We start from the raw sequence: 25,243 nt of genomic DNA on the forward strand, positions 1-25,243 counted from the left end.
CGCTCCCAGCCCCCACCGCCCCGCACCCGCCCCCTACCTCAGCGCGTCCGCGACCTCCCGGGCCGCGTCCATGACCCGCGTCCCCACCCGCTCCGGCACGGCGTCGGCCAGCATCACGACCCCGACGCTGCCCTCGACCCCGGTCACCCCGAGCAGCGGGGCGGCCGCCCCGCTCGCGCCGGCCTCCAGTTCGCCGTGGGTCAGGGTGTACCCGGGGTCGGCCCTCGGCGAGTGCCGGGCGGACAGGATCGCCTTCCCGGCGGCCCCGCGGTCCAGCGGATGCCGGAACCCGGCCCGGTAGGCCACGTGGTAGTCCGTCCAGGTCGGCTCGACGACCGCGACGGCGAGCGCCTCGGTCCCGTCGACCAGCGTCAGATGCGCCGTCGCCCCGATGTCCTCGGCGAGCGAACGAAGCGCCGGCAGGGCTGCTTCCCGTACGAGCGGATGAACCTGCCGGCCAAGGCGCAGCACGCCCAGCCCGACCCGGGCTCGCCCGCCCAGGTCACGCCGTACCAGCGCATGCTGCTCCAGCGTGGCGAGCAACCGGTACACCACGGTCCGGTTCACGCCCAGTTTGTTGGAAAGCTCGGTGACGGTCAGCCCGTGGTCCGTGTCGGCCAGCAGTTTGAGGACCCGTAGTCCCCGGTCGAGCGTCTGAGAGGTCTCCGCGGTCACGACGCCCACTCCTTAAGTGGTGAGGTCGGCAACCTCCGACGCGGCGGATGCGTCGCCGAGTCCCGTCAGCGACGCGCTTCAGAGGCCGCCGATCGGCATGGCGGCCCGGCGGCTCCGGGCCCAGTCGCTTCACGGCTGCGCTCCGCGGCGGCGCTGCCACGGGGCGTGTGCGTAGGCGGACAGTAGCGGTGCGGGTTCGCTGAGCGGAAGTCTCCGTCCAGAATCCGGTCACACACCGGTATGGACTACTTCGGTTTGTATGGGTATGCGTCCACCTGTCGCGCCCCAAAGGGGCGCGGGGCTCTGTCGATATGCGGCTCCGCCGCGTGGGCGCGACCAGCCCCCACCCACCCGCACCGGACCGACTACCGCATCCGCGTAGCCCACTCCTGCACCTTGGCAATACGCTGCCGCAACTGCCCCGCCGTCGCCTCCGCACTCGGCGGCCCCCCGCAAACGCGCCGCAGCTCCGTATGAATCACCCCATGCGGCTTCCCGCTCTGATGCACATACGCGCTGACCATCGTGTTCAGCTGCTTCCGCAGCTCCATCATCTCCTTGTGGGAGACGACGGGCCGCCGCTCCGCGGGCAGCTCCAGCAGGTCCGCCTCGGTGTCCGGCTTCTTGCGGCTGTGCGCGATCTGCCGGGCCTGCCGCTTCTGCAACAGCATCTGCACCTGGTCGGGTTCAAGGAGACCCGGGATACCGAGGTAGTCCTGCTCCTCCTCGCTCCCCGGGTGGGCCTGCATGCCGAACTCGGCGCCGTCGTAGAGCACCCGGTCGAAGACGGCCTCGGACTCCAGCGCCTCGAAGGCGAACTGCTCCTGCTCGCCGGTGTCCTCGTCCTGCTCCTTGTTCGCCTCCTCCATCTCCTTCTCGGACTCGGCGTACGGGTCCTCCTCGCCGTCCTTCTTCGGCTTGTCGAGGGCGTGGTCGCGCTCGACCTCCATCTCGTTGGCGAAGGTGAGGAGATCGGGGACGGTCGGCAGGAACACGGACGCGGTCTCGCCGCGCCGCCGGGACCGCACGAACCGCCCGACGGCCTGGGCGAAGAAGAGCGGCGTCGAGATGGTGGTGGCGTACACCCCCACCGCGAGCCGCGGCACGTCGACACCCTCCGACACCATCCGCACCGCGACCATCCACCGGTCGTCACTCGCGCTGAAGTCGTCGATCCGCTTGGAGGCACCGGTGTCGTCGGAGAGGACCAGGGTCGCTTTCGTCCCCGTGATCTCACGGATCAACTTGGCGTAGGCGCGCGCCGATTCCTGGTCGGAGGCGATGACCAGGGCTCCGGCGTCCGGGATGGCCTTGCGTACCTCGGTCAGCCGCTGGTCGGCGGCGCGCAGCACGGCCGGCATCCACTCGCCGCGCGCGTCGAGGGCCGTACGCCAGGCCTGGCTGACGGCGTCCTTGGTCATGGGCTCGCCGAGCCGGGCGGCGATCTCGTCACCGGCCTTGGTCCGCCAGCGCATGTTGCCGCTGTAGGAGAGGAAGATGACCGGGCGCACGACGTGGTCGGCGAGCGCGTTGCCGTATCCGTAGGTGTAGTCGGCGGACGACCGCCGGATCCCGTCCTGCCCTTCCTCGTACGTCACGAAGGGGATGGGGTTGGTGTCGGACCGGAAGGGCGTACCGGTCAGGGCCAGCCGCCGGGTGGCCGGCTCGAACGCCTCCAGGCAGGCCTCGCCCCAGGACTTGGAGTCACCGGCGTGGTGGATCTCGTCGAGGATGACGAGCGTCTTGCGCTGCTCGGAGCGGTTGCGGTGCAGCATGGGCCGCACGCCGACACCGGCGTACGTCACGGCGACCCCGTCGTACTCCCGGCTGAGGGGGCCCGCGCTGTACTCCGGGTCGAGCTTGATCCCTATCCGGGCCGCGGCCTCCGCCCACTGCTTCTTCAGGTGCTCGGTGGGGGCGACGACGGTGACCTGCTGCACGACATGGTGGTGCAGCAGCCAGGAGGCGAGCGTCAGCGCGAAGGTCGTCTTCCCGGCGCCGGGCGTGGCCACGGCCAGGAAGTCGCGTGGCTGCTCCTGGACGTACTTCTCCATGGCCCCCTGCTGCCAGGCCCGCAGCTTGCTGGCGGTACCCCAGGGCGCCCGGCCCGGGAAGGCCGGCGAGAGATGGTGAGCGGAGGAGGAGGCGGTGGTAGTCACGATCTCCGTAGCAAGGTCGGGTATGACAACCGGGCCACCCTACCGGCGCCGTACCGCTGTCAACGCGCGGACAAGGCCGGGTCACCCCCGGGTGGGACTCACGTCACAGATCACGAAGCCGCGCGGTCGTGGGGGTCCCGGAGCCGGGTCGCCACCCAGGCCCCGACGAGCGCCACGCCCGCCATCGGCAGGAACACGACGGCGAACGCGCCGGGGTGGGAACCGGAACCGGCCGTCCCCGTCATGCTGCCGCCGCCCAGGGCGGCGAAGGCCGCGCCGGTCGCTGCGAGCAGCACCACGTTGGACAGGGCGTCGGAGATCTGCAGGGCGGCGGAGTTGGCGCCGGCCTCCTCGGGGGCGGAGAGCCGGAGCATCAGGACGCTGGCCGAGGCGATCACCAGCCCCATCCCGAAACAGCCGAAACTCCAGGCGACGGCGACGGTCCACACCGGCACGGCGGGCAGCAGCACGCTGGGGGCGGTCGCGACCGCCGCGGCGACCAGCACCATGCCGAGGGTCATCAGCCGTTCCCGGTACGGCTGCATGCCCGGCCGCGCCTGCACCCACGAGCCCACCGCCCAGGTCACCCCGCCCGCCGCCAGCGAGAACCCGGCGAGCGTGGGGGACAGCCCGCGCTGGGTGACGAGCATCAACGGCACGAAGGACTCGGCGGAGATGAAGGAACCGGCGGCGATCCCGCGCAGCAGCACGACCGACGGCAGGCCGCGCACCGCGCGGTACGTCCCGCGGGGCAGCAGCCCGAGCACGGACGGTACGAGCAGCGCGGCACCGGCGGCCCCGGGCAGCAGGGACACCCATCGCGGGTCCTGGGCCGCGTACTGGAGCAGCCCCGCGCCCAGGGAGATGCCGAGGGCGAGCCGGATCCGCCGCCGGTCGAAGGCCTTCGGGCCGCCGCCCGGCACGGGACCGCCGGCCCGCCGCCGTATCTGCGGCAGCGCGAGCGCCAGCGGCAGGAGCACGAGCACCGGTATCCCGAGGAACACCCATCGCCACCCGAGCTGCTCGGTGACGGTCCCGGCGGCGAGCGGTCCGACGATGGACGGCACCACCCACCCGGCGGCGAACCCGGCCAGGATCGAGGGCCGCAACCGCTCCGGGTACGCCCGCCCCACGACCACGTACAGCGCGACGATGACCAGCCCGCCGCCGAACCCCTGCACGGCCCGGCCCAGGATGAACACCCACATGCCCTGCGCCGTCCCGGCGACCACGAGCCCGGCGGCGAACGCCCCGATCCCCGTCGTCAGCGCCCCGAGCGGCCCCTTCCGGTCCGACCACTGCCCGGCCAGCACCATCCCGAACAGGCTGGTCGTGAAGTACCCGGAGAAGGCGAACGCGTACAGCGACAGCCCGTCCAGCTCCCGGGCCGCGACCGGCATCGCCGTCCCCACGGCCGTCGCCTCGAACGCGATCAGCAGCACCACGGACACGATCCCGACACTCAGCGCCCGGTACGACCGCCCCAGCACACCCTCGTCATCAACTCTGTCAGCGGTCTCATCTGCGACAACGGCGTCGCTCGGCTCAAGGGCGGTCATGCAGACCACGGTAAGGCCCAAGCACCACTTTGGCCCCTGTCGAGAGCCGTACCCCACCTAGGCCCTTGGTCGTAGACCCCCTCCCCCCTCCCGTTTCATGAACGCCGTATGGCAGTCCCATTGCACCCCCGCCGATCCCCTTGTCCCCCTCCCCCGCACCCCCATACCTTCATCTCACCGACACGGCCGTGTGCCCGAGTGGCTTAGGGACTCGCCTGCAAAGCGAGGTACGTGGGTTCAATTCCCGCCACGGCCTCCACCTGCCCCGACCAGGCAGAACGAGAAGGGCGGCACCCCACATGGGGTGCCGCCCTCTCCGGTTCCGGTCACCAGTCGACGGCGACCAGGAGCCACTGGGGGCTGGCGAAGCTCGGTCAAGGACGCGGTGGCTGGCCTGCCCTGGGACAGCAGCTGGTCGGCGGCGTGCGCGGGTGCGTGGCGCCGGACGGGGGTCTGCGGGTGGGCACGCTGACGGAACTCCGCATGCGGGTCTCCTCAAGCCGGTACGGCATGTGTGGGGATGGAGCAACAGCAGACGTGAGAGCGCTCCCTCGGGTTGTAGACCCGCAGATGGCCGCCGTCAACAACTGAAGCCGAAATCAACGTGGTTGCGGGGGCTCGGACGGTACGACGCTGGTCCGGGCGGTCGTTGCGCCTGCGAGGTGTCCGTCGTATTCGGGTTCCGACCGCTCGGACGGCTCGAAGGCGGGCCATTTCTACAAGCCTTGACATATCCGGTACGGACCAAGGCGCTCTGTCCCCCGTGGGAGCTACGCGCAGGTGTCCACCGAGCGGTGACGATTCCTGGGCGGCCGGTCCATAGCGTTCTGACCAGTCGCGGCGCCTGGGCCGCGCATCCCTGGGAGGAAGTCATCATGAGGGTGGTCTGGCAGCTCCTGGCCGTCGCGGCCGTCTCCTTCGCCGGCGGGCAGGCGCTCGCGGCGGTGGACGGAAACTGGTTTCTCACACTGCTCCTCGGCCTGCTGACGGCCGTGGCCGCGGTGCCCGTCTACGGGTGGGTGGTACGACGGACCGAGCACCGGCCGACGCCCGAGGTGGGGCGGGACGGCGCCCGGCCGGCGTTCGGGCGCGGGGCGCTGATCGGCGCGGCGGCGTTCGCCGGGGTCATCGTGAACATCGCCCTCCTCGGCGACTACACGGTGCACGGTCTGGGCTCGGTGACGAGCGCGGTGGGGCTGATCGGGTTCATGGCCGCCGCCGCGGTCACGGAGGAACTGCTGTTCCGGGGCGTGCTGTTGCGGATCGTCGAGGAGCGCTTCGGGACCTGGATCGCGCTCACGTCGACCGGTGCGCTGTTCGGGACGATGCACCTGCTCAACAAGGACGCCACCGTGTGGGGCGCCCTCGCCATCGCGATCGAGGCCGGCGGCATGCTCGGCGCCGCGTACGTCGCCACCCGCACCCTGTGGCTCCCCATCGGCCTGCACTTCGGCTGGAACTTCGCCGAGTCCGGCGTCTTCGGCACCGAGGTCTCCGGCAGCGGATCGCAGAAGGGCCTGCTGGACGCCACCACCTCGGGCGCGCAGCTGATCACCGGCGGCGAGTTCGGGCCGGAGGCCAGCATCTACTCGGTACTGCTCGGGGTACTCGTGACGGTCGCGTTCCTGCGACTGGCCCGCCGACGGGGACATCTGATGCCCCGTCGCCGCCCGGGCACCACGGCCGACTCCGTCGCTACACTGCAGCGGTGATCAGTCCTCGGCAGGCGTCCGGGTGGTGGCACCGGCTCGACATCACGGTCCGGGATCTGCCGCTCGGGCTGCTGCTCCTGGCCGGGTCGTTCCTGCCGGCGCTGCACGGCAAGGGGACGCAGGTCGGGGATCTGCCGAACCGTCCGTTCGACGCGCTCGCCCTGCTGATGCTCGGGCTGGAGTGCCTGCCGCTGGCCGTGCGCCGGCGGTGGCCCGCCGTCTGTCTCGCCCTGGTGTCGGCCGGCTTCGCCATCGACCAACTGCGCGGCTACCACTCGGTCGCGGGCACCGCGCTGCCCCTCGCGCTGATCAGCACCGGGGCCCATCTGGAACGGCGCCGGCGGGCTTCGGCGCTCGTGTTCTCCGTGGCCTATGTGCCGATGGCGGTCGCGCTGTACCGGCTGGGGTCGGGCGGCGAGACGGTCACCGGGTTCGTGACGTTCTACCTGGTGCTGGTCCTCGCCTGGGGCGCCGGGGCCTGGCTGCGCGCCAACCGGGTCGCGGAGGCGGAACGCCGGCTGCGGGTCGCCGAGGACACCCGGACCGCCGAGCGGACCCGGATCGCCCGCGAGCTGCACGACGTGGTGACCCACCATGTGACGGCGATGGTCGTGCAGGCGGAGGCGGCCCGCTATCTGACCGCCGCGCCCGACCGTCTCGACCAGACCCTCACCGCCGTCACGGACACCGGCCGCCGGGCCATCTCCGACCTGCGCCATCTGCTCGACCTGCTCAACCCGGACCACGGCACCGGTGTCGGCGCCGACAACGGCACTCGCCACGGCAGCCGTCACGGCACTGGCACCGACGGCCGGACGCCGCCGGCCGGCCGGCTGCGCACGCTCGTGGAGCAGACGCGCCGGGCCGGGCAGCCGGTGGAGTTCACCGAGGAGGGCACGCCGACGGAGTCGGCCGGCAGCGCCGACCTGGTGGCCTACCGGGTGGTGCAGGAGTCCCTGACGAACGCCCTCAAGTACGCCCACGGCAGCCGCACTTCGGTACGGGTCCGGCACAGCGAGAAGGAGATCACCGTGGAGGTCGGCACGGACGGGCCAGGCGGCTCCGGCGGGCCCGGCGCGTCCGACGGGTCCGGCACGTCCGGCAGGCCCAGCGCGTCCGGCAGGTCCGGCACGTCCGGCAGGCCCAGCGCGTCCGGCAGGTCCGGCGCGTCCGACGGCCCCAAGGGCTCTGGCGGTTACGACAGCCCAGGCGGCTCTGGCGGCTCTGGCGGCTCTGGCGGCTCTGGCGGCTCTGGCGGCCCAGATGGCCCCGGCGGTTCCGGTGGCCCCCGCCGTCCCGGCCGGCCGGTCACATCCCCCGGCGGCAGTGGGCGCGGCCTCGCCGGTCTCCGTGAGCGCGTCGCTGTCCTGGGCGGCGAGTTCAGCGCGGGTCCGCGGGCGGACGGCGGGTTCCTCGTGCGGGCCCGGATACCCGCGGGGAGCCCCTCGTGACCGCCGCGGACGGGGCGCCGCTGCGGGTCCTGGTCTGTGACGACCAGGTGCTGGTCCGCACCGGTCTGGCGACGATCATCGGCGCGCAGCCCGACCTGGAGGTGGCGGCCGAGTGCGGGGACGGGCAGGCCGCGGTCGACCTGGCCGACCGGCTGCGCCCGGACGTGGTGGTGATGGACGTCCGGATGCCGGTCCTCGACGGTATCGAGGCCACCCGGCTGCTGGCCGGCGCCGGGGTGCCGCATCCGGTGAAGGTGCTCGTGGTGACGACGTTCAACCTGGACGAGTACGTCTACGAGGCGCTGCGCGCGGGCGCGAGCGGCTTCCTCCTGAAGGACGCGCCGCCGGACCGGCTGCTGCACGGTATCCGGACCGTGGCCACCGGCGCGGCCCTGCTGGACCCCGAGGTGACCCGGCAGCTCGTGGGCCGCTACGCCGCCCGGATCCGCCCCGCCGACGGAGGCACCCCGCAGGACATCCCGCTGACCCCGCGCGAGCTGGAGGTGCTGCGGCTGATCGCGGACGGCCTCTCCAACGGCGAGATCGCCGCGACCCTCGTGATCAGCCCGGAGACCGTCAAGACCTTCGTCTCCCGCATCCTCACCAAGCTCGACCTGCGCGACCGCGTCCAGGCCGTCGTCTACGCCTACCGGCGAGGCCTGGTGGCCTGAGCCCGTCCGATCCCGATCCCGGCCCCGGCCTCGGTCCTGATCCCCGCCCCAGTCCCGGCCCCGATCCCCGTGCCAGTCCCCGCCCCAGCCCGGATCCCGGCCCCAGTCCCCTTCCCCGTCCCGGTCCTACCCCCTTAAAGCACCCCGCCCGCCTCGTCCTGGAACACCTCTGTCCAGTAGTGCCAGTCGGCGTCCGTCGTCACGGGGGTGGGGTCGATGGTCGCGAGGGTGTGGAGCATGGTCGCGGCGAGCTGGTCGTAGGCCTCGGTGGTGAGTTCGTGGCCCAGGTGCTCGTCGATGGTGCGCTCGTGGTGGAGGAGCCAGAGGGTGTAGGCGAGGGTGGAGATGTCCGTGTTGAGGGGGTAGAGGGTCGCCTCGGGCTGGGAGAAGTTGAGGATCGCGCCCGTGGTGCCGTCCACGACCAGGCTGTTGTCCTCGGCCAGGTGGCCGAGGCGTATGAGCCGGTCGGCGTGGGCGGGGAGGTCGTCCAGGGGGAAGCCGCCGGGGTGGACGTCCGTGAAGTACTCCCGGAGGGTGGGCAGCGGGGCGTCCGGGTCGAGGTGGAAGAGGACCGCGTCCTCCGGCAGACCCGTCTCGCGCAGGAAGCGGCGGGTGGGCTCGTGGGTGAGCGTGGGCGGGAAGTCGACCTCTTCGAAGCGGGCCACCCGGCCCTGCCCGAACTCCTGGTCCAGGAGCCGCGCCGGCAGGTCGACGGCGAGCCCGGAACCGGTGCCGGGGCCCGCGACCAGGCTGAGGGGGCGGATCAGCGCCGTCGCCTTCCAGTACGGCGGGACCCGGCCGGCCGTGCCCTCCTCGAAGAGCTCCAGGAGCTTGCGGGACGCCTCGGTCGCCGCCTTGCTGCCGTAGGTCCCGGCGAGGGAGGCGAACCGGCCGCGCAGGCCGGTCAGTTCCTCGGTGACCGCGGCGAACCGGAGCAGCGTCTCCAGCGAGGGTGCCAGCGGGCGCGGGTCGGTGGGGTCGAGCAGGTAGGCGGTGGTGATCTCGCCGGTGCCGCCGTCGAGGAGGATCGACTCGGTGTCCAGGCCGGCCGGGGCCAGCAACTCCCCTATCACCAGCCGGTCCCGGAGCTCCTCGGCCAGCCGGGAGGGGCCGTCGGTGAGGTCGGCCAGCGTGCGCAGGCCGGTGGTGCGCAGCGGTTCGAAGGTCAGCAGGCCGCCGCTGTCGGGCAGTCCGGGGCCGGAGAGCCACATGCGGGTCGGTTCGTGTGTGATGTATCGGTCCAGTTCTGCCTCGGTCAGCGTGATCGCCGCCGCACCGCTGCCGGTCGTGCTGGTCGTGCTCATCGCCGCCCCCGCGATCAAAGAGTTGAACAAGTTCACGTCGTATGAGAAGTCTGATGGAAAGCCGGAGAGAAAGTCTGATGGTAAGTCTGACGGAAAGTCCGGTGGACGGGTGTCCCACTGCCCAGAACACTACGCCGCGCCACTGACAACGCCCCGCAGAAGAGACGTCAGACGACCCTCGCCCGTTCCGTCCCGGTGAGAATCGCCTCCACCGTCTGTTCCACCGTCAGCTCGGAGGTGTCCAGCCACAGGCCCAGCGGGGCGGTGTCCCGCCGCAGTCCGGCGTCCAGATCGGCCACCGTCCAGGCCCCGTAGCCGGTCTTGGACCGCCCCGCCTCGCGCGCCGCCACCGTCTCGGGGCTTGGGGCCAGGACCACGACGTACCGGGGGCGGGTCCGGATCAGTTCGACGTACGACGCCAACTCGGGTCCCAGCAGCACGTCCTGGACGATCGCCGTGAAGCCCGCGTCGGCGTACGCGTCCGCGGTGGCCGCCGACAGGCGGTGGCGGAGGCGGAGTTGGGCCGCGGCCTGCGCCGACGCGCCCGGGGTGTAGTCCTCCCGGCCGGAGACGATCATGCGGCGGAACAGGTCGCCGCGGACGTGCGCGGCCCGTGGCAGGGCCTCGGCCAGCGCCTGCGCGACCGTCGACTTCCCGGCCGCCATGACTCCGGTGACGACCACGACCCCGGACAGGCTCACTGACCGGTGACCACCGCGGCCTGCGGGCGGATCGGGAGGCGGTTGACCGGGCGGCCGGTGGCCGCGCGGACGGCGGAGGCGATGGCCGCGGGGGAGGTCACGACCGGTACCGCGCTGACCGACTTGGCGCCGAAGGGGGCGACCACGTCCCGCTCCTCGACCAGCTTGACGATCCGGATGTCGGGCGCGTCGAGGGCGGTCGGCAGGGCGTACCCGGTGAGGTCGGGGTGGCGGATCAGCCCGCGCGGGGTGCGCAGGTTCTCGGTCAGGGCGATGCCCACGCCCTGGGTGACACCGGCCTCGATCCGGGCGTTGAGCTGCGCCGGGTTGAGGATCCGGCCGACGTCCTGGGCGACGGCCAGCTCCACGACCCGTACCGAGCCCAGTTCGATGTCGACGTCGACGACCGCGCGGATCGCGCAGAAGGCGAGGCCGACGAAGGCGTCGCCCTGGCCCTCGGCGTTCAGCGGCTCGGTCGGATGCGGGCGGCACTGCGCGGTGGCCCACAGCTCCTTGCCGTCCAGCGCCTCGGTGACGGTGGTCGACAGCACACCGTCGTACGAGGTGATCTTGCCGTCGGTGATCTGGAGCAGCTCGGTGGACATGCCGAACTTGTGCGCGAGGGGCTGCAGGAGCTGGGTGCGGACCATCTTCGCGGCGCGTTCGACGGCCCCGCCGGAGACCCAGGTGTGGCGGCCGCGGCAGCCGGGGCCGGCCGGCGGCTGGTCGGTGTCGACGGGGGCGACGTGGACCTCGTCGATGCCGAGGGTCTCCTGGACGATCTGGCGGGCCAGGGTGGTGAAGCCCTGGCCGGACTCGACGGCCGCGCAGAGCACGGTCGCGATGCCGTCGTGGACCTTGACGGTGGCGGTGGAGACCTCGTCGGCGCCCTCGGCGCCGAGCATGTGGACCATGCCGAGGCCGTAGCCGACGCCCCGGCGCACCGCGCCCGGTTCGCCCGCGCCCTCGGGGCCGCCGGGCAGCAGCCACTCGTCCTCGGGGGTGTCCTTGGGGAGCTGCGGGAGCGGGAAGTCCCGGACCGTCTGGAGGAGTTCGGCGACGGGGGCCGGGCAGGTCACCGTCTGGCCGATGGGCAGGACGTCGCCGGTGGCGAGGGCGTTGCGCAGCCGGATCTCGGCCGGGTCGATGCCGAGCTTCTTCGCCAGCTTGTCCATCTGCGCCTCGTAGGCGGCGCACACCTGCATGGCGCCCTCGCCGCGGACGTGGCCGGAGGGCGGGTTGTTGGTGCGCACGGCCCAGCCCTCGATGAAGGCGTTCGGGACGACGTAGGGGCCGCAGGCGAAGGAGACGGCGGCGGCGAGGGACTCGGCGGAGGTGTCGGCGTAGGCGCCCGCGTCGAGCAGGACCTGGGCCTCGACCTTGACCAGTTTGCCCTCGGCGTCGGCGTGGTGCCGGTAGCGGAGCAGGGTGGGGTGGCGGTGGGCGTGGCCGAGGAAGGACTCCTCGCGCGTGGCGGTGAGTTTGACCGGGCAGCCGGTCTTCAGGGCGAGCAGGCCGAGCGGCAGCTGGAAGCCCTGGTCCTCGCGGTCGGCGGTGGCGCCCGGCACGCCGGTGACGACGATCTTCACCTGTTCGAGCGACAGGCCGTAGCAGGCGGCGGCCGTGTTGCGGTCGGTGTGCGGGTCGGTGGAGGCCAGGTACAGCTCGACCCCGCCGTCCGGGCGGGGCACGGCGAGGCCGGCCTCGGCGCCGATGGGGGCGGGGTCGGCGCGTCCGATGCGGTACTGGCCCTCGACCACGATGTCGCCGGTCGCGTCCGGGTCGCCGTGCTGCAGCGGGATGTGCCGGATCAGGTTGCCGTCGGGGTGCAGCGGTTCGGCCTCGAAGGACTGCTCGGGGTCGATGACCGGGTCGAGCACCTCGTACTCGACGATGACGGCGGCGGCGGCCATCCGCGCGGTGTCGGGGTGGTCGGCGGCGACGGCCGCGATGGGCTCGCCGTGGTGCCGTACGACCTCGGAGGCGAAGACCGGGCGGTCCGGGGTGCCGCGGCCGTGCCGGGGGGTGCCGGGCACGTCCTCGTGGGTGATCACGGCGCGGACGCCGGGCATCTCGCGCGCGTGGCTGGTGTCGATCGACACGATGCGCGCGTGCGGGTGCGGGGAGCGCAGCACGGCGGCCCACAGCAGGCCCTCGGCCCACAGGTCGGCCGCGTACGGGAAGGTGCCCTCGGTCTTGGCACCCGCGTCGGCGGCCGGCAGCGACACGCCGAGGCCGTGCGGGGGCTCCGGGGCGGAGGCGGCGGCGGTCTCCGTGGCGGTGGTCGTGGTGACGGTCTCGTTGGTCACGCCTGGCCTCCGTCCGGGCCGTAGGGCTGGTCGCCGTAGGGCTGATCGTCGTAGTTCTGGCTCTGGTCGGCGAAGTTCTGACCCTGGCCGCCGTACGTCTGACTCTGATCGCCGTACGTCTGGCCCTGATCGCCGTAGGTCTGACTCTGATCGCCGTAGGACTGGTCGTACGACTGCTCGTGCGGGACCCGGATGCCGGCGCCGAAGGTGCCCGGGGAGTCGAACGCCGAGGCGTTGACGCCGCCGGCGCCGGGGCCCGCCTGATGCGGAATACGGGCCTCGTCGCCGTCCGTCTCAGCGTCCGCGGCGGCATGTGCCTCGCGTTCGGCGACGACCTCCTGGACGGCGTCCAGGACGCCCCGGTAGCCGGAGCAGCGGCAGAGGTTGCCGCACAGCGCCTGGCGGGTCTCCAGCTCGGTCGGGGCCGGGTTGCCCTCAAGGAGGTCGTGGACGGTCATCGCCATGCCGGGGACGCAGAAGCCGCACTGGACGGCTCCGCAGCGGGCCAGGGCGCGCTGGACGTCGGAGGGCCGGCCGTCCTGGGCCAGGCCCTCGACGGTGCGGACCTCGCTGCCGGCCGCGGTGACCGCCGGGACCAGGCAGGAAGCGACCAGCCGGCCGTCCACCTGGACGTTGCAGGCGCCGCATTCGCCCTGGGAGCAGCCGTCCTTGGCGCCGGCCAGGCCGAGGCGCTCGCGCAGGACGTACAGCAGGGACTCGCCGATCCAGGCGTCGGTGACGGGGCGGTCGGCGCCGTTGACGCGCAGGACGTAGGAGGCGAGGGGGTGGTCGTCGATCGCCCCGGTCTCGGGCTCCCCGTCCGCGGCGTCCGTGCCGGTGTCGTCGTCGGGGGCGATCGCCCCGTGCTCCGCGGACTCGCCGTCGGCGGCCCGCGGGTCGGGCGCGGGGTCCGGGTGCGACGCGCCGTGGGGTTCGTCGGATTCGGCCCGGCCGGGTACGCCGCCCGCGGGTCGGCCCGTATCGGCCGGTTCGCCCGCTTCGCCCGGCGTGGCCACGTCGGCAGCGTCGGCCACAGGTGCCCCACCGGCAGCCGCGGAGCCGGTACCGGCGGCCGGAGTGTCGCCGGGCCCCGACGGAGCCTCAGGAGGCGCTCCAGGGCCCTCCTCGGGGTGCTCCCAGGCCTGGACCTCCATCGCCCAGGGCGCGGCCGCTCCGCCGGGCAGGGTGGACGGCGGCGTGCCGCCCCACTGCTCCATGAGCGCGGATGTGGTGAACTCGCCGGATTCGTCCGGAACATCACCCCTGGCGACCGGGATGGACCACTGGCCGGTCACATCGTGACCGGGCGCGGGCGGGGGTTCTTCGTACGTCCACTGCTGGGTCGAGGCGGGGTTGTACGTGAACCGGTCGTCGACGGGCTGTTCCTGGGGGACCGCGTTCGGGTCGGGCCACTGGGCGCCGTCGGCCGGCGCGCCCCAGGTCTCGGTGCCGGGGGCGACCGCTATCTGCGGCGGCACATAGCCGTGGCCGGGCGCGGCCAGGGGGCTGTCGCCGGACAGCAGGGCCTCGATGCCGCCCTCGGGGAGCTTCACGAAGGCGGTCGCGCCGTCGTCGTAGTCACCCTGGGGCAGCGGGTCCCAGCGGCTGCCGCCGGTCGCGGGCGCGCCCTCTCCGCGCTGGTCGTCGGTCATGACAGCGCCCTCCCCAGAGCTCGTCGGGCCAGCGCGGCGACGGTGCGCCGCAGGTGCAGTACGGCGGGCGGAAGCGCCGGCACCGAGCCGTCGGGCTCGGGGGCCGGGTCCGGGATGCAGGCGGCGGCGACGTACTCGCCGAAGGCGGCCAGCGCCTCCGGGACGAGCGCGCGGTCGTTGTCCCAGTCGATCAGCCGGGCCACCCACTGCTCGGCGTCCAGGGGCCTGAGCGGCATCGGCGCTATGGCCCCGACGGCGCATCTCACCCCGCGCCGCGCGGGGTCGAGGACGAGCGCCACGGAGGCCACCGAGCGGCCGGGTCCGGTGCGTCCTGTCGCCTTCAGGAAGACCTGCGGGGCGTGCAGCAGCGGCACCCGCACGAAGCCGATCAGTTCGCCCGCGCGGAGCATCTCCACGCCGGCCAGCAGGTGCGACACCGGGATCTCGCGACGGGATCCGCCCGGCCCCGCGATGATCAGCGTCGCCTCCAGGGCGGCGAGCACCGGCAGCGCGTCGCCGGTCGGCGCGGCGGTCGCGATGTTGCCGCCCAGGGTGCCGGCGTTGCGGATGTGCGGCGGACCGGCGGCCCGCGCGGCGGCGGCGAGCGCCGGGATCAGGGCGGCGAAGTCGGGGCGGCCCATGCGCGCGTGCGTGAGTCCGGCGCCGAGCAGCGCGTTGCCGTCCTGGTACTGCCAGCCGCGGATCTCGCTGATCCGGCCGAGCCCGACCAGGGCGGCGGGCCTGAGCTGCCCGGAGTTGACGGCGGCCATCAGGTCGGTGCCGCCGGCCACGGGGACGGCGGTGGGCATGGCGGTGAGGGCCGCCACCGCCTCGTTCAGCGTCGTGGGCAGCGTGACGGACTGCGCCGCCTGCGGTGCGTGCGTGGTCAAAACCGGCTGCCCCTTCCCGCTGCCCCACCTGGTCCCACCTGTGTGGCCGTACGGTACGTGCTCACAGGGCGGACGTGGCAACTCTGGCACATCTTCGCAAGCCTCGAACGCACGGGTCCGCTAGGAGGCATTCGCCCACCTCACCCGCAAGATGGTCCGTTTTCATACGGCATCACCCGTGCATGGCGAATGACACTCTTCGGTGACCCTTGGGGTCTTTTTCCATTACGCGTTCGGAACCGGGAGATGGCCGGAGGGGATCCGGGGAGGATCCGAGGGGCAGCCGGAGGAGAGCCGGAGGGCAGCCGGTGAAGACCTAACGGTTCGGGGGCGGGCCGTCGATCGGGCGGCCCCGCACCCCCGGACGGCGCTGCCAGGGCAGCGGTCCGGACGGCGGCCGGTAGGCCACGCCGAGCGCGTCGAGCCGCCCGTAGTGGGCGGTCATCCGCCGCTCGAAGTCGGCGAAGTCCCGCTCCCCCGGGGCCGGCAGGGCACTCCAGGCGACCTCGGCGAAGGCGGCGAGCCGGGGGAAGGCCTGGTAGTCCACGCGCGCGAGGTCCTCCATCACCTCGGTCCAGACGTTGGCCTGGGTGCCCATGATCCGCTCCGCCTGGGACGCGTCGAGCCCCGGTGGAACGGGCTCGAACCGGTACACGTCCTCCAGGGTGCGCACATACCCGATCGGTACGGGCTCGTCCGCGCCGTCCGCCTGACGGTGATCCAGATACACGTACTGCTCGGGGCACATGACGACGTCGTGTCCGGCCCGCGCGGCGGCGATCCCGCCGCCGTACCCGCGCCACGACGAGACGGCCGCGCCCTCGGCGATCCCGCCCTCCAGGATCTCGTCCCAGCCGATCAGCCGGCGCCCGCGCGCGGAAAGCCACTTCGCGAAGTGGCCGATGAACCACGCCTGCAACTCGTCCTCGTCGGCCAGCCCGAGTTCCGCGATGCGCGCCTTGGCGGCCGGCGAGGCACGCCACTGCTCCTTGGGGCATTCGTCGCCGCCGACGTGAATGAACTCCGACGGGAACAGCTCCAGCACTTCCTCGAACACCCCCTCGTAGAACCGCAGGGTGTTGTCAGTGGGGGCGAGTACGTTCGGAGAGATCCCCCAGGTGTCCCAGACGGTCAGGGAGGCGGTGTCGATGACGTCGGTGTTGCCGAGTTCCGGATACGCGGCGATGGCGGCCTGCGAGTGCCCGGGTACGTCGATTTCGGGGACGACCGTGATATGCCGCTCGGCCGCGTAGGCGACGATCTCCCGGATGTCGTCCCGGGAGTAGTGGCCGCCGTGCGGCTTCTCCTCCCACAGCGGTGAGGCGCGGTGACCGAATTTCGTCCGCGCCCGCCAGGATCCGACCTCGGTGAGCCGGGGGTGGCGCTCGATCGCGATGCGCCAGCCCTGGTCGTCCGTCAGGTGGAAGTGGAAGACGTTGAGTTTGTGCGCCGCCATGAGATCGAGGTAGCGCAGCACGCCTTCCTTGGGCGTGAAGTGCCGGGCCACGTCGAGCATGAGGCCGCGCCAGCGGAATCGGGGGGCGTCCTCGACGGTGATCCGCGGCAGCGCCCACTCCGCGGCCGATGACACCGGCGCCCGGCGAAAGGCGCCGGGGCCGAGGAGTTGCCGGAAGGTCTGCGCTCCCCAGAACACACCGGCCGCGTCACCGCCCTGAATCAGGTACGGCCCGTCGTCGCCGACAAGGCGGTAGCCCTCCGGGGGCAGGTCCGGTTCGATACTGAGCACGACGCGGTTCGCACCCTCGCCCGCCTCGGGAAAGGGCAGTCCCGTCGCCGCGCCGACCGTGGCCCGCAGCCAGCGCGCGACGCCCTCGGTGCCCGGCCGCGCGTCCAGTGCCGTGGCCCGGTCCAGAAACTTGTGGCCATCGGTGTTCCGGGCGGCACGCACCGGTGCCGGAATCAGATCGGTCTCTGAAGTCACGTCAGTCCTTAACCGCTCCGCCCAGTCCGGAGACCAGCCGTCGCTGTACGAGTACGAAGAACACCAGCACCGGAATCGTCATCACCGTGGACGCCGCCATGACCCCGCCCCAGTCCGGGTCGTCCGGCTTGAAGAACACCAGCAGCGCCATCGGCAGCGTGGACTGCGAAGTGTCACTGATGATGAAGGACTTGGCGAAGAGGAAGTCGTTCCAGGCGGAGATGAAGGAAAACACGCTCGTGGCCACCAGGCCCGGCAGGACGAGCGGGAAAAGGATCTGCCAGAGAAAGCGCGACCGGCTCGCGCCGTCGATGTACGCGGCCTCCTCCAGGGCCTCCGGCACCCCTTTCACGAACCCCCGGAGCATCCAGATCGCGAAGGGCAGCGAGAAGGCGATGTGGGGCAGGATCAGCGAGCCCAGCGTGTTCAGCAGACCGAAGCCCCGCATCTGGAAGAACAGCGGGATGGTGAGGGCCTCCACGGGCACCATCTGGGCCACCAGAAACATGATCAGCAGGGTGGTCCGGAAGCGGAACCGGAATCGGGTCACGGCGGTCGCCGCGAGAAAGGCGACGAGCGCCGAGACGATGACGACACTGCCCGCGACGACGAGGCTGTTGACGAAGTAACGACCGAATTCCTGCTGTCCGAACACCCGCCGGAAGGAGTCCAGCGAGGGCGAGAGCGTCCACGGCCGGGGCCGGTCGGACTCGATCTCGCCGGCCGGTTTGAAGGCCCCCAGCACCATCCAGTACAGCGGGAAGGCGACCACGACGGCGATCGCCAGCGCCGCTCCCTCGGCCGCCAGCCGCCCCGGCCGCCGTACGAACCCGCGCACAAGATTCACGACGGTCACAGCTCCTCTCCCTGCCGGCGCAGCAGCCGCAGGTACACCAGGGTCACGGCGAGCAGGACCAGCAGCGTGACGACTCCGATGGCGGCGCCCAGCCCGTACTGCGAGGAGGCGAAGGCCTGCTGGTAGGCGTACACGTTCAGCACCAGGTTCTGTCCGGCGATCCCGCCCCCGCCGGTCATCACGTAGATCTGCGTGAAGACCTTGAAGTCCCAGATCACCGACTGGATGGTGACGATCATCAGGATCGGCCGCAGCATCGGCGCCAGCACCGACCGCCAGATCCGCCACTGCGAGGCCCCGTCGAGCGCGGCGGCCTCCAGCACCTCGGACGGCACGGCCCGGATCCCCGCGTACACGGTGACCATGACGAACGGGAAGGAGCACCACACCACTTCCAGCAGCACCAGGAAGAAGGCGCTGTACCGCCCGTACGTCCACGAGTGGTCCCCCAGGCCCAGCAGCCGGTCCACCGGCCCGAAGTCCGGGTCGAAGAGGAACAGCCAGACCGTCGACCCGGTCACCGCCGGAGTCGCCCACGCCCCGAGCGCCGCCAGCATCAGCACCAGCCGCGGCAGCGCCCGCACCCGCGTCAGCAACACCGCCAGCGCACACCCGACGGCCAGCGTCGACACGACACAGGCGGCGGCGAAGAGGACCGTGGCCAGCAGGACCGACCAGAACTGGTCGTCGGAGAAGACGTCCGAGTAGTTCCCCAGTCCGACGAAGGCGGTGGGTTCACCACCACTCACCTGAGCCTGCGTATACCGGAAGACCGAGATCAGCCCGAGCTGATAGATGGGGTAGAGAAGCAACCCCCCGAGGATCACGAGGGCGGGGGCAAGGTACAGCCAAGGGTGCCACCCAGCGCCCCGCCAGGGGCGCGGGGAACTGCGCGACAAGCCCCCACCCACCCGCACCCGCGCACGAACCGCGACCCCCGAGTCATTGGGCGTCATCCGGCGGAGCCGAACGCCGCGTCCATCTTCTTCGCCGCTTCCTCCGAAGCCGCCCCCACACTCTTCTTGCCGCTGACGACCTCCTGGAACATCGTCGGCAGCACCAGCGACGAGTCGATCTGCGACCACCCCGCCGAAGCCGGCACGAACTTCGTCCCCGCACCCAACGTGGCGACGAACGGCTTCACGAACGGCTCCTTCGCCGCCGCCTGGTCACGGACGTCCTTGAACGTCGGCAGGAACCCCATCGCGTCGAACATCGCCGCCTGCGTCCGCTTCGAGGTCAGCGCCTCCATCAGGTCGACGGCCAGCGTCCGGTGCGTCGTGCTCTTCAGCACGCCGATGTTGTTGCCGCCCGCGAAGGCCGGCGCGACGGACCCGGCCGTCACCCCGGGCAGCGGCACCACCGCGTACTTGCCCTTGACCACCCCCGCCTCCACGGCCGTATGGCTGAAGTCGCCCCCGATCGCCATGCCCGCCTTGCCCGCGGCGAACGCGGTGATCGTGTCGTTGCCACCGAAGCCGGCGCACTTGGCGGCCGGGCAGTTGTCGTCGCCGAACAGCGACGTGTACTCCGTGATGCCCTTCCGGGCGGCGGCGCTGTCGATCGCCGAGGCGTACGAGTCCCCCTTGGCCGTGGCGAGTTCGCCGCCGTTGGCCCAGATGAAGGGCATCGCGCCGTAGGTGTAGGCGCCGCCGACGACGAGGCCGTACAGGCCGGGTTCGGCCTTGCGGACGGCACGGGCCGTGGCCGCCAGTTCGGCCAGGGTCGCCGGCGGCTTCAGGCCGAGCTTCTTGAAGACGTCGGTGCGGTAGTAGAGGGCGCGGACGCCGACGTAGAAGGGGGCGCCGTAGACCTTGCCGCCGACGGTGACCGACTGCTTCGCCGTCGGGTCGGTGTCCTTGGCCTCGGACCAGGCGCCGAACTCCGCGGTGACGTCGAGGAGTCCGCCGTCGTGGACGTATCCGGCGGTGTCGGTGTTGCCGTACTCCATGACGTCGGGGGCCGAGGCCGGATCGTTGAAGGCGGCCTTGACGCGCTGCGCGCGCGTGTCGACGGGGATGTACTCGACGTCGACCTTGGTGCCGCTGTGCGCCTTCTCGAAGTCGGCGACGACCGAGTCGACGACCTTCTGCTTCGGGTCGTTGCCGACCTCCTGGAAGAGCCACACCCGCAGGGTGCCGTTCTTGTCGTCCTTGTCGGACGCGGAGTTGGAGGAGGTCTGCGGGGCGCAGGCGGCCAGGAACAGGGCGGCGACGAGGAACGCGGGGACGGGGAGCTTCATGGAGTGACCCTCCGGAGCACGCTGAGACATCGGGCAGCGTTGCAGCATGTGCAATGCCGGTTTCGCTCTGCACAACACCACGGAGGTTAGGGACAACATGAACACGCCGACAAGAGGTCTCGACCACTCTGTGACCGGGGGACGCACTCCGTGCAACGCACGGACACGACAAAGGCCCCGGAGCACGCCAAAGCGCGCCCGGGGCCTCAGAGAGCCGAGCCGGAAACCGGGGGGTTACTTGTCCTTGCCCTCGTCGTCGCCGCCGCTGCCCATGGACTCGTAGATCTCCTTGCACATGGGACACACGGGGTACTTCTTCGGGTCACGGCCCGGCACCCACACCTTGCCGCACAGCGCCACGACGGGGGTGCCGTCGAGGGCGCTCGCCATGATCTTGTCCTTCTGGACGTAGTGGGCGAAGCGCTCGTGGTCACCGTCGCCGTGGGACACCTGCGGCGTCGGCTCTACAAGGGTCCCCGTACCAGTCCCGCGCTCGGGCTCGAGAGTGCTCATGCCGCCAAGGGTACTGAAGCCGCCATGCATCACATGAATCAGTTGAGCGAAGGATCGTCCGGGTACGTGGCGACCATCGCCAGTTCGCTGCGCTGGCGGCGCAGGACCTCGCGCCAGAGCCGTTCGGGGGACGGGGAGGAGACGTCGCCCGGCTCGGACTCGACGACGTACCAGGCGCCCTCGACCAGTTCGTCCTCCAGCTGGCCGGGGCCCCAGCCGGCGTAACCGGCGAAGATTCTCAGGGAGCCGAGGGCCGAGGCGAGGAGTTCCGGCGGTGCCTCCAGGTCGACCAGGCCGATCGCGCCGTGCACCCGGCGCCAGCCCAGCGGGGCCCGGTCGCCGTTCGCGCCGCCGGGGATGACCGCCACGCCGAGCGCGGAGTCCAGGGAGACCGGGCCGCCCTGGAAGACGACCCCGGGCTCGCCGGCGAGGGAGGCCCAGCCCTCCAGGATGTCGCCGACGTCCACCGGGGTGGGGCGGTTGAGGACGACGCCGAGGGAGCCCTCCTCGTCGTGGTCGAGAAGGAGCACCACCGCGCGGTCGAAGTTCGGGTCCGCCAGGGCGGGCGTGGCCACGAGCAGCCGCCCTGTGAGCGAGGACACCTCGGTCATGGCAGACATGATCCCGCATCTTCCGGTCGCATGGGGAGCCAATGCGGGCCCGGGAGTGAATGCAGCTCAGGGCGGAAGGGAGCGTCCCCGGCGCACGGTGACGGGCGGTGACCCCATGTGCCCGAAGAGGAACCGTTCGTGTTGTGACACAGCTATGACGTGGCTGGGCGGTCCTTGGGCTTACGGCAGGGGGCCGATGGGCGATTACTCTGTCTTTCCGGCCCTGCCACGACTCCACGGAACGCGAGATTCATGACCGTCAACGACGATGTCCTGCTTGTCCACGGCGGCACCCCGCTGGAGGGCGAGATCCGTGTCCGCGGTGCGAAGAACCTCGTACCGAAGGCCATGGTCGCCGCCCTGCTGGGCAGTGCGCCCAGCCGGCTGCGCAACGTTCCGGACATCCGTGACGTGCGGGTCGTCCGCGGCCTGCTGCAGCTGCACGGGGTGACGGTACGTCCGGGCGAGGAGCCGGGCGAGCTGGTGCTGGACCCGACGTACGTGGAGAGCGCGAACGTCGCCGACATCGATGCCCACGCGGGGTCGAGCCGGATCCCGATCCTGTTCTGCGGGCCGCTGCTGCACCGCCTCGGGCACGCGTTCATCCCCGGTCTCGGCGGCTGCGACATCGGCGGCCGGCCGATCGACTTCCACTTCGACGTGCTGCGGCAGTTCGGCGCGACCATCGAGAAGCGCGCGGACGGCCAGTACCTGGAGGCCCCCAAGGGGCTGCGCGGCACGAAGATCCGGCTGCCGTACCCGTCGGTCGGCGCGACCGAGCAGGTGCTGCTGACGGCCGTGATGGCCGACGGAGTCACGGAGTTGTCCAACGCGGCCGTCGAGCCGGAGATCGAGGACCTCATCTGCGTGCTGCAGAAGATGGGCGCGATCATCGCGATCGACACGGACCGCACGATCCGCATCACCGGTGTGGAGAAGCTCGGCGGCTACACCCACCGCGCCCTGTCGGACCGTCTGGAGGCCGCGTCCTGGGCCTCGGCGGCGCTGGCGACCGAGGGGAACATCTACGTCCGGGGCGCCCAGCAGCGCTCGATGATGACGTTCCTGAACACCTACCGGAAGGTGGGCGGTGCCTTCGAGATCGACGACGAGGGCATCCGCTTCTGGCACCCCGGCGGCCAGCTGAAGTCCATCGCGCTGGAGACGGACGTGCACCCCGGCTTCCAGACCGACTGGCAGCAGCCGCTGGTGGTCGCCCTGACCCAGGCCACGGGCCTGTCGATCGTGCACGAGACGGTCTACGAGTCCCGCCTCGGCTTCACCTCCGCGCTCAACCAGATGGGTGCTCACATCCAGCTGTACCGCGAGTGCCTGGGCGGCTCGGCCTGCCGCTTCGGCCAGCGCAACTTCCTGCACTCCGCGGTCGTCTCCGGCCCCACCAAGCTCCAGGGCGCCGACCTCGTCATCCCCGACCTCCGCGGCGGCTTCTCCTACCTCATCGCCGCCCTCGCGGCCCAGGGCACCTCCCGCGTCCACGGCATCGACCTCATCAACCGCGGCTACGAGAACTTCATGGAGAAGCTCGTCGAGCTCGGCGCGAAGGTGGAACTGCCGGGCAAGGCGCTGGGCTGACCGCGATCTCCCGGCCAGGGGCAGCGCCCTCCGGCTGGGGGTCCGGGGGCCCGCGGCGGAGCCGCTGATGTCACAGCCCCCGGGTAGACACAGCATGGAGAAGCTCGTGGAGCTGGGCGCGAAGGTGGAACTGCCGGGCAAGGCGCTGGGGTAGCGCCTGACGGAAGCGGTACGACGATGGGGCGGCCCCTGGTGGAGGGGCCGCCCCATCGTCGTGTTACGGGCCGCAGGCCGTCCCGTGGCCTGCGGACTGCAAGGTCACTTGCCCTTGGCGGCTTCCTTGAGCTTCGAGCCCGCGGAGACCTTCACGCTGTAGCCGGCGGGGATGTTGATCGGCTCGCCGGTCTGCGGGTTGCGCGCGGTACGAGCGGCACGGTGGGTGCGCTCGAAGGTCAGGAAGCCGGGGATGGTGACCTTCTCGTCGCCCTTGGAGACGATGTCGCCGACGACATCGGCGAACGCGGCCAGCACGGCGTCGGCGTCCTTGCGAGTCACCTCGGCACGGTCGGCCAGCGCGGCCACCAGCTCACTGCGGTTCATGTTGTTACTCCCGTGTTCTTCTTGCCATTGAGGCGTGCCACGCGGCGGAGCCGCATGTTGGGCCGGGACGCATCCTGCCCCCACCTGCGGCGGGAACGCCAATCCGGGTGCCGCCCATACCCTACGGGTGGGCCGAAGGAGGGGTTTCACGACGCGCCGGATGGATGGCGTGGCATGTTTCACAAACGTTTGCCCCGGTTGGGTTTCGGCGGACGGCCGGTGGGGGGTTCCTCGCGCAGTTCCCCGCGCCCCTGAAAACCCTCAGGCGCCCTTCGCCGCTTCCCGCACCGCGCCCGCCACCGCGCCCGCGACCTTCTCGTTGAAGACGCTGGGGATGATGTAGTTGGGGTTCAGCTCGTCCTCGGTCACGACGTCGGCGAGGGCCTTCGCGGCCGCGAGCATCATGTCGGTGTTGACGGTGCGGGACTGCGCGTCCAGGAGGCCGCGGAAGACGCCCGGGAAGACCAGCACGTTGTTGATCTGGTTGGGGAAGTCGGAGCGCCCGGTGGCCACCACGGCGGCCGTCTGGCGGGCGACCGCCGGCTCCACCTCGGGGTCGGGGTTCGCGAGTGCGAACACGATCGCACCCTCGGCCATGGCGGCCACGTCGTCGCCGTCGAGGACGTTCGGGGCGGAGACGCCGATGAAGACGTCGGCGCCGCGCACGGCTTCCTTCAGGGTCCCGGTGAGGTTCTCCGGGTTGGTGTTGTCGGCGATCCAGCGCAGCGGCGAGTCGGCGGAGGCGCCCACCAGGTCCTCGCGGGCGGAGTGCACGACCCCGTGGATGTCGGCGACGACGGCGTTCTTCACGCCGGCCGCGAGCAGCAGCTTGAGGATGGCCGTACCGGCCGCGCCGGCCCCGGACATGACGACCCGGATGTTCTCGATCGCCTTGCCGGTGACGCGAAGCGCGTTGGTCAGGGCGGCGAGGACGACGATCGCGGTGCCGTGCTGGTCGTCGTGGAAGACGGGGATGTCGAGGGCCTCGCGCAGCCGCGCCTCGATCTCGAAGCAGCGGGGGGCGGAGATGTCCTCCAGGTTGATGCCCGCGAAGCCCGGGGCGATCGCCTTGACGATCTCGACGATCGCGTCGGTGTCCTGGGTGTCGAGGCAGAGCGGCCAGGCGTCGATGCCGGCGAACCGCTTGAAGAGGGCCGCCTTGCCCTCCATGACCGGGAGAGCGGCCTTGGGGCCGATGTTGCCGAGGCCGAGGACCGCGGAGCCGTCCGTCACGACCGCAACGGAGTTGCGCTTGATGGTGAGGCGGCGCGCGTCCTCGGGGTTCTCCGCGATCGCCATGCACACGCGGGCCACGCCCGGGGTGTAGATCATGGAGAGGTCGTCACGGTTGCGGATGGGGTGCTTGGCCTGCATCTCGATCTTGCCGCCGAGGTGCATCAGGAACGTACGGTCGGAGACCTTGCCGAGGGTGACGCCCTCGATGCCGCGCAGCTGCTCGACGATCTGGTCGGCGTGCGCGGTCGAGCTGGCCGCGATGGTGACGTCGATACGGAGCTTCTCGTGACCGGACGCGGTGACGTCGAGGCCGGTGACCGAGCCCCCGGAGGACTCCACGGCGGTGGTGAGCTGCGAGACGGCGGTTCCGCTCGCGGGCACCTCCAGCCGGATGGTCATCGAGTAGGAGACGCTGGGCGCCGTTGCCATGGCCGACTTCCTTCGTTGTTTCACCGTGTCGCTGGTTTTGCCGTCCGATCGTCGCACCTACCGCCGGGTAGGCGTTAGCCGGGCCTTATTACGTGCGTATTGTTCGCGCAAAAAAGAGGCCCACGTCACACGGTGACGTGGGCCTCTTCTCCGTTGATGACACCGACCCGCCATGCTCGCCTCGCGGCAAGTGGTCGC

20 protein-coding genes and 1 tRNA gene are annotated in these 25,243 nt (G+C 71.6%); 5 read left to right on the forward strand and 16 right to left on the reverse strand.

All coding sequences use genetic code 11. From position 1 onward, the window contains the following. Positions 1-33: 33 nt before the first annotated feature. From ACGFZS_RS35720 to ACGFZS_RS35730, 3 genes are all read right to left on the reverse strand, one after another. The gene (locus tag ACGFZS_RS35720; RefSeq protein WP_355711279.1) at positions 34-675 is read right to left on the reverse strand and encodes a helix-turn-helix domain-containing protein; all 642 of its coding nucleotides are present in this window, start codon (positions 673-675) and stop codon (positions 34-36) included. 365 nt (positions 676-1,040) lie between these two features. Further along, positions 1,041-2,837, reverse strand: coding sequence for a DEAD/DEAH box helicase (locus ACGFZS_RS35725; RefSeq protein ID WP_393798657.1), 1,797 nt, complete (start codon positions 2,835-2,837; stop codon positions 1,041-1,043). Positions 2,838-2,944: 107 nt separating this feature from the next. Next, positions 2,945-4,393, reverse strand: a complete 1,449-nt coding sequence (locus ACGFZS_RS35730) for an MFS transporter (protein ID WP_393798566.1) — start codon at positions 4,391-4,393, stop codon at positions 2,945-2,947. 184 nt (positions 4,394-4,577) lie between these two features. Between ACGFZS_RS35730 and ACGFZS_RS35735 the strand changes: the two genes are divergently transcribed. The 4 genes from ACGFZS_RS35735 to ACGFZS_RS35750 all read left to right on the forward strand — a co-directional run bounded on the left by ACGFZS_RS35735 (position 4,578) and on the right by ACGFZS_RS35750 (position 8,227). Further along, positions 4,578-4,652: transfer RNA gene (locus tag ACGFZS_RS35735), tRNA-Cys, on the forward strand. 616 nt (positions 4,653-5,268) lie between these two features. After that, on the forward strand, positions 5,269-6,105 hold the full coding sequence (locus tag ACGFZS_RS35740; RefSeq protein ID WP_393798567.1) for a CPBP family intramembrane glutamic endopeptidase: 837 nt from the start codon (positions 5,269-5,271) through the stop codon (positions 6,103-6,105). Next, positions 6,102-7,556 (forward strand): sensor histidine kinase, encoded by a 1,455-nt coding sequence (locus tag ACGFZS_RS35745; RefSeq protein ID WP_393798568.1) that lies wholly within the window; start codon positions 6,102-6,104, stop codon positions 7,554-7,556. The genes ACGFZS_RS35740 and ACGFZS_RS35745 overlap by 4 nt, the downstream gene beginning before the upstream one ends. Continuing rightward, on the forward strand, positions 7,553-8,227 hold the full coding sequence (locus tag ACGFZS_RS35750) for a response regulator (protein WP_393798569.1): 675 nt from the start codon (positions 7,553-7,555) through the stop codon (positions 8,225-8,227). Before ACGFZS_RS35745 ends, ACGFZS_RS35750 begins: the two co-directional genes overlap by 4 nt. A gap of 134 nt (positions 8,228-8,361) precedes the next feature. On the opposite strand, the gene ACGFZS_RS35755 is transcribed toward ACGFZS_RS35750, so the two are convergent. The 11 genes from ACGFZS_RS35755 to ACGFZS_RS35805 all read right to left on the reverse strand — a co-directional run bounded on the left by ACGFZS_RS35755 (position 8,362) and on the right by ACGFZS_RS35805 (position 21,247). Further along, positions 8,362-9,531: an SUKH-4 family immunity protein gene (locus ACGFZS_RS35755; protein WP_393798570.1), complete on the reverse strand. Its 1,170-nt coding sequence runs from the start codon at positions 9,529-9,531 to the stop codon at positions 8,362-8,364. A gap of 167 nt (positions 9,532-9,698) precedes the next feature. Further along, positions 9,699-10,226, reverse strand: coding sequence for an AAA family ATPase (locus ACGFZS_RS35760; RefSeq protein WP_393798658.1), 528 nt, complete (start codon positions 10,224-10,226; stop codon positions 9,699-9,701). 2 nt (positions 10,227-10,228) lie between these two features. Then, entirely contained in the window at positions 10,229-12,541 is a 2,313-nt protein-coding gene (locus ACGFZS_RS35765; RefSeq protein WP_393798571.1) for a xanthine dehydrogenase family protein molybdopterin-binding subunit, read from the reverse strand. Then, on the reverse strand, positions 12,538-14,193 hold the full coding sequence (locus ACGFZS_RS35770; RefSeq protein WP_393798572.1) for a 2Fe-2S iron-sulfur cluster-binding protein: 1,656 nt from the start codon (positions 14,191-14,193) through the stop codon (positions 12,538-12,540). Before ACGFZS_RS35770 ends, ACGFZS_RS35765 begins: the two co-directional genes overlap by 4 nt. Continuing rightward, entirely contained in the window at positions 14,190-15,083 is an 894-nt protein-coding gene (locus ACGFZS_RS35775; RefSeq protein ID WP_393665706.1) for an FAD binding domain-containing protein, read from the reverse strand. Before ACGFZS_RS35775 ends, ACGFZS_RS35770 begins: the two co-directional genes overlap by 4 nt. Positions 15,084-15,399: 316 nt before the next feature. Continuing rightward, positions 15,400-17,025: a beta-N-acetylhexosaminidase gene (locus tag ACGFZS_RS35780; RefSeq protein WP_393798573.1), complete on the reverse strand. Its 1,626-nt coding sequence runs from the start codon at positions 17,023-17,025 to the stop codon at positions 15,400-15,402. Position 17,026: 1 nt separating this feature from the next. Then, a complete protein-coding gene (locus tag ACGFZS_RS35785; protein ID WP_355717265.1) occupies positions 17,027-17,872 on the reverse strand; it encodes a carbohydrate ABC transporter permease in 846 nt (281 codons plus the stop codon). Positions 17,873-17,877: 5 nt separating this feature from the next. Further along, on the reverse strand, positions 17,878-18,837 hold the full coding sequence (locus ACGFZS_RS35790) for a carbohydrate ABC transporter permease (protein WP_393798574.1): 960 nt from the start codon (positions 18,835-18,837) through the stop codon (positions 17,878-17,880). After that, positions 18,834-20,123: an extracellular solute-binding protein gene (locus ACGFZS_RS35795; RefSeq protein ID WP_393798575.1), complete on the reverse strand. Its 1,290-nt coding sequence runs from the start codon at positions 20,121-20,123 to the stop codon at positions 18,834-18,836. Before ACGFZS_RS35795 ends, ACGFZS_RS35790 begins: the two co-directional genes overlap by 4 nt. 234 nt (positions 20,124-20,357) lie before the next feature. Continuing rightward, on the reverse strand, positions 20,358-20,636 hold the full coding sequence (locus ACGFZS_RS35800) for a DUF3039 domain-containing protein (RefSeq protein ID WP_355717259.1): 279 nt from the start codon (positions 20,634-20,636) through the stop codon (positions 20,358-20,360). Between the two features lie 38 nt (positions 20,637-20,674). Next, positions 20,675-21,247: a YqgE/AlgH family protein gene (locus tag ACGFZS_RS35805; RefSeq protein ID WP_359220926.1), complete on the reverse strand. Its 573-nt coding sequence runs from the start codon at positions 21,245-21,247 to the stop codon at positions 20,675-20,677. Positions 21,248-21,499: 252 nt separating this feature from the next. Between ACGFZS_RS35805 and murA the strand changes: the two genes are divergently transcribed. Then, a complete protein-coding gene (murA, locus tag ACGFZS_RS35810) occupies positions 21,500-22,840 on the forward strand; it encodes a UDP-N-acetylglucosamine 1-carboxyvinyltransferase (RefSeq protein WP_355717257.1) in 1,341 nt (446 codons plus the stop codon). Between the two features lie 258 nt (positions 22,841-23,098). Here murA and ACGFZS_RS35815 read toward each other — a convergent pair whose 3' ends face one another. Both ACGFZS_RS35815 and ACGFZS_RS35820 read right to left on the reverse strand, forming a co-directional pair. Further along, a complete protein-coding gene (locus ACGFZS_RS35815; RefSeq protein ID WP_046733427.1) occupies positions 23,099-23,380 on the reverse strand; it encodes an HU family DNA-binding protein in 282 nt (93 codons plus the stop codon). Between the two features lie 261 nt (positions 23,381-23,641). After that, entirely contained in the window at positions 23,642-25,045 is a 1,404-nt protein-coding gene (locus tag ACGFZS_RS35820) for an NAD-dependent malic enzyme (protein WP_393798576.1), read from the reverse strand. Positions 25,046-25,243: the final 198 nt, after the last annotated feature.

Origin of the sequence: Streptomyces sp. NPDC048288 (assembly GCF_043201555.1) — a bacterium.
Classification (GTDB): Bacteria; Actinomycetota; Actinomycetes; order Streptomycetales; family Streptomycetaceae; genus Streptomyces.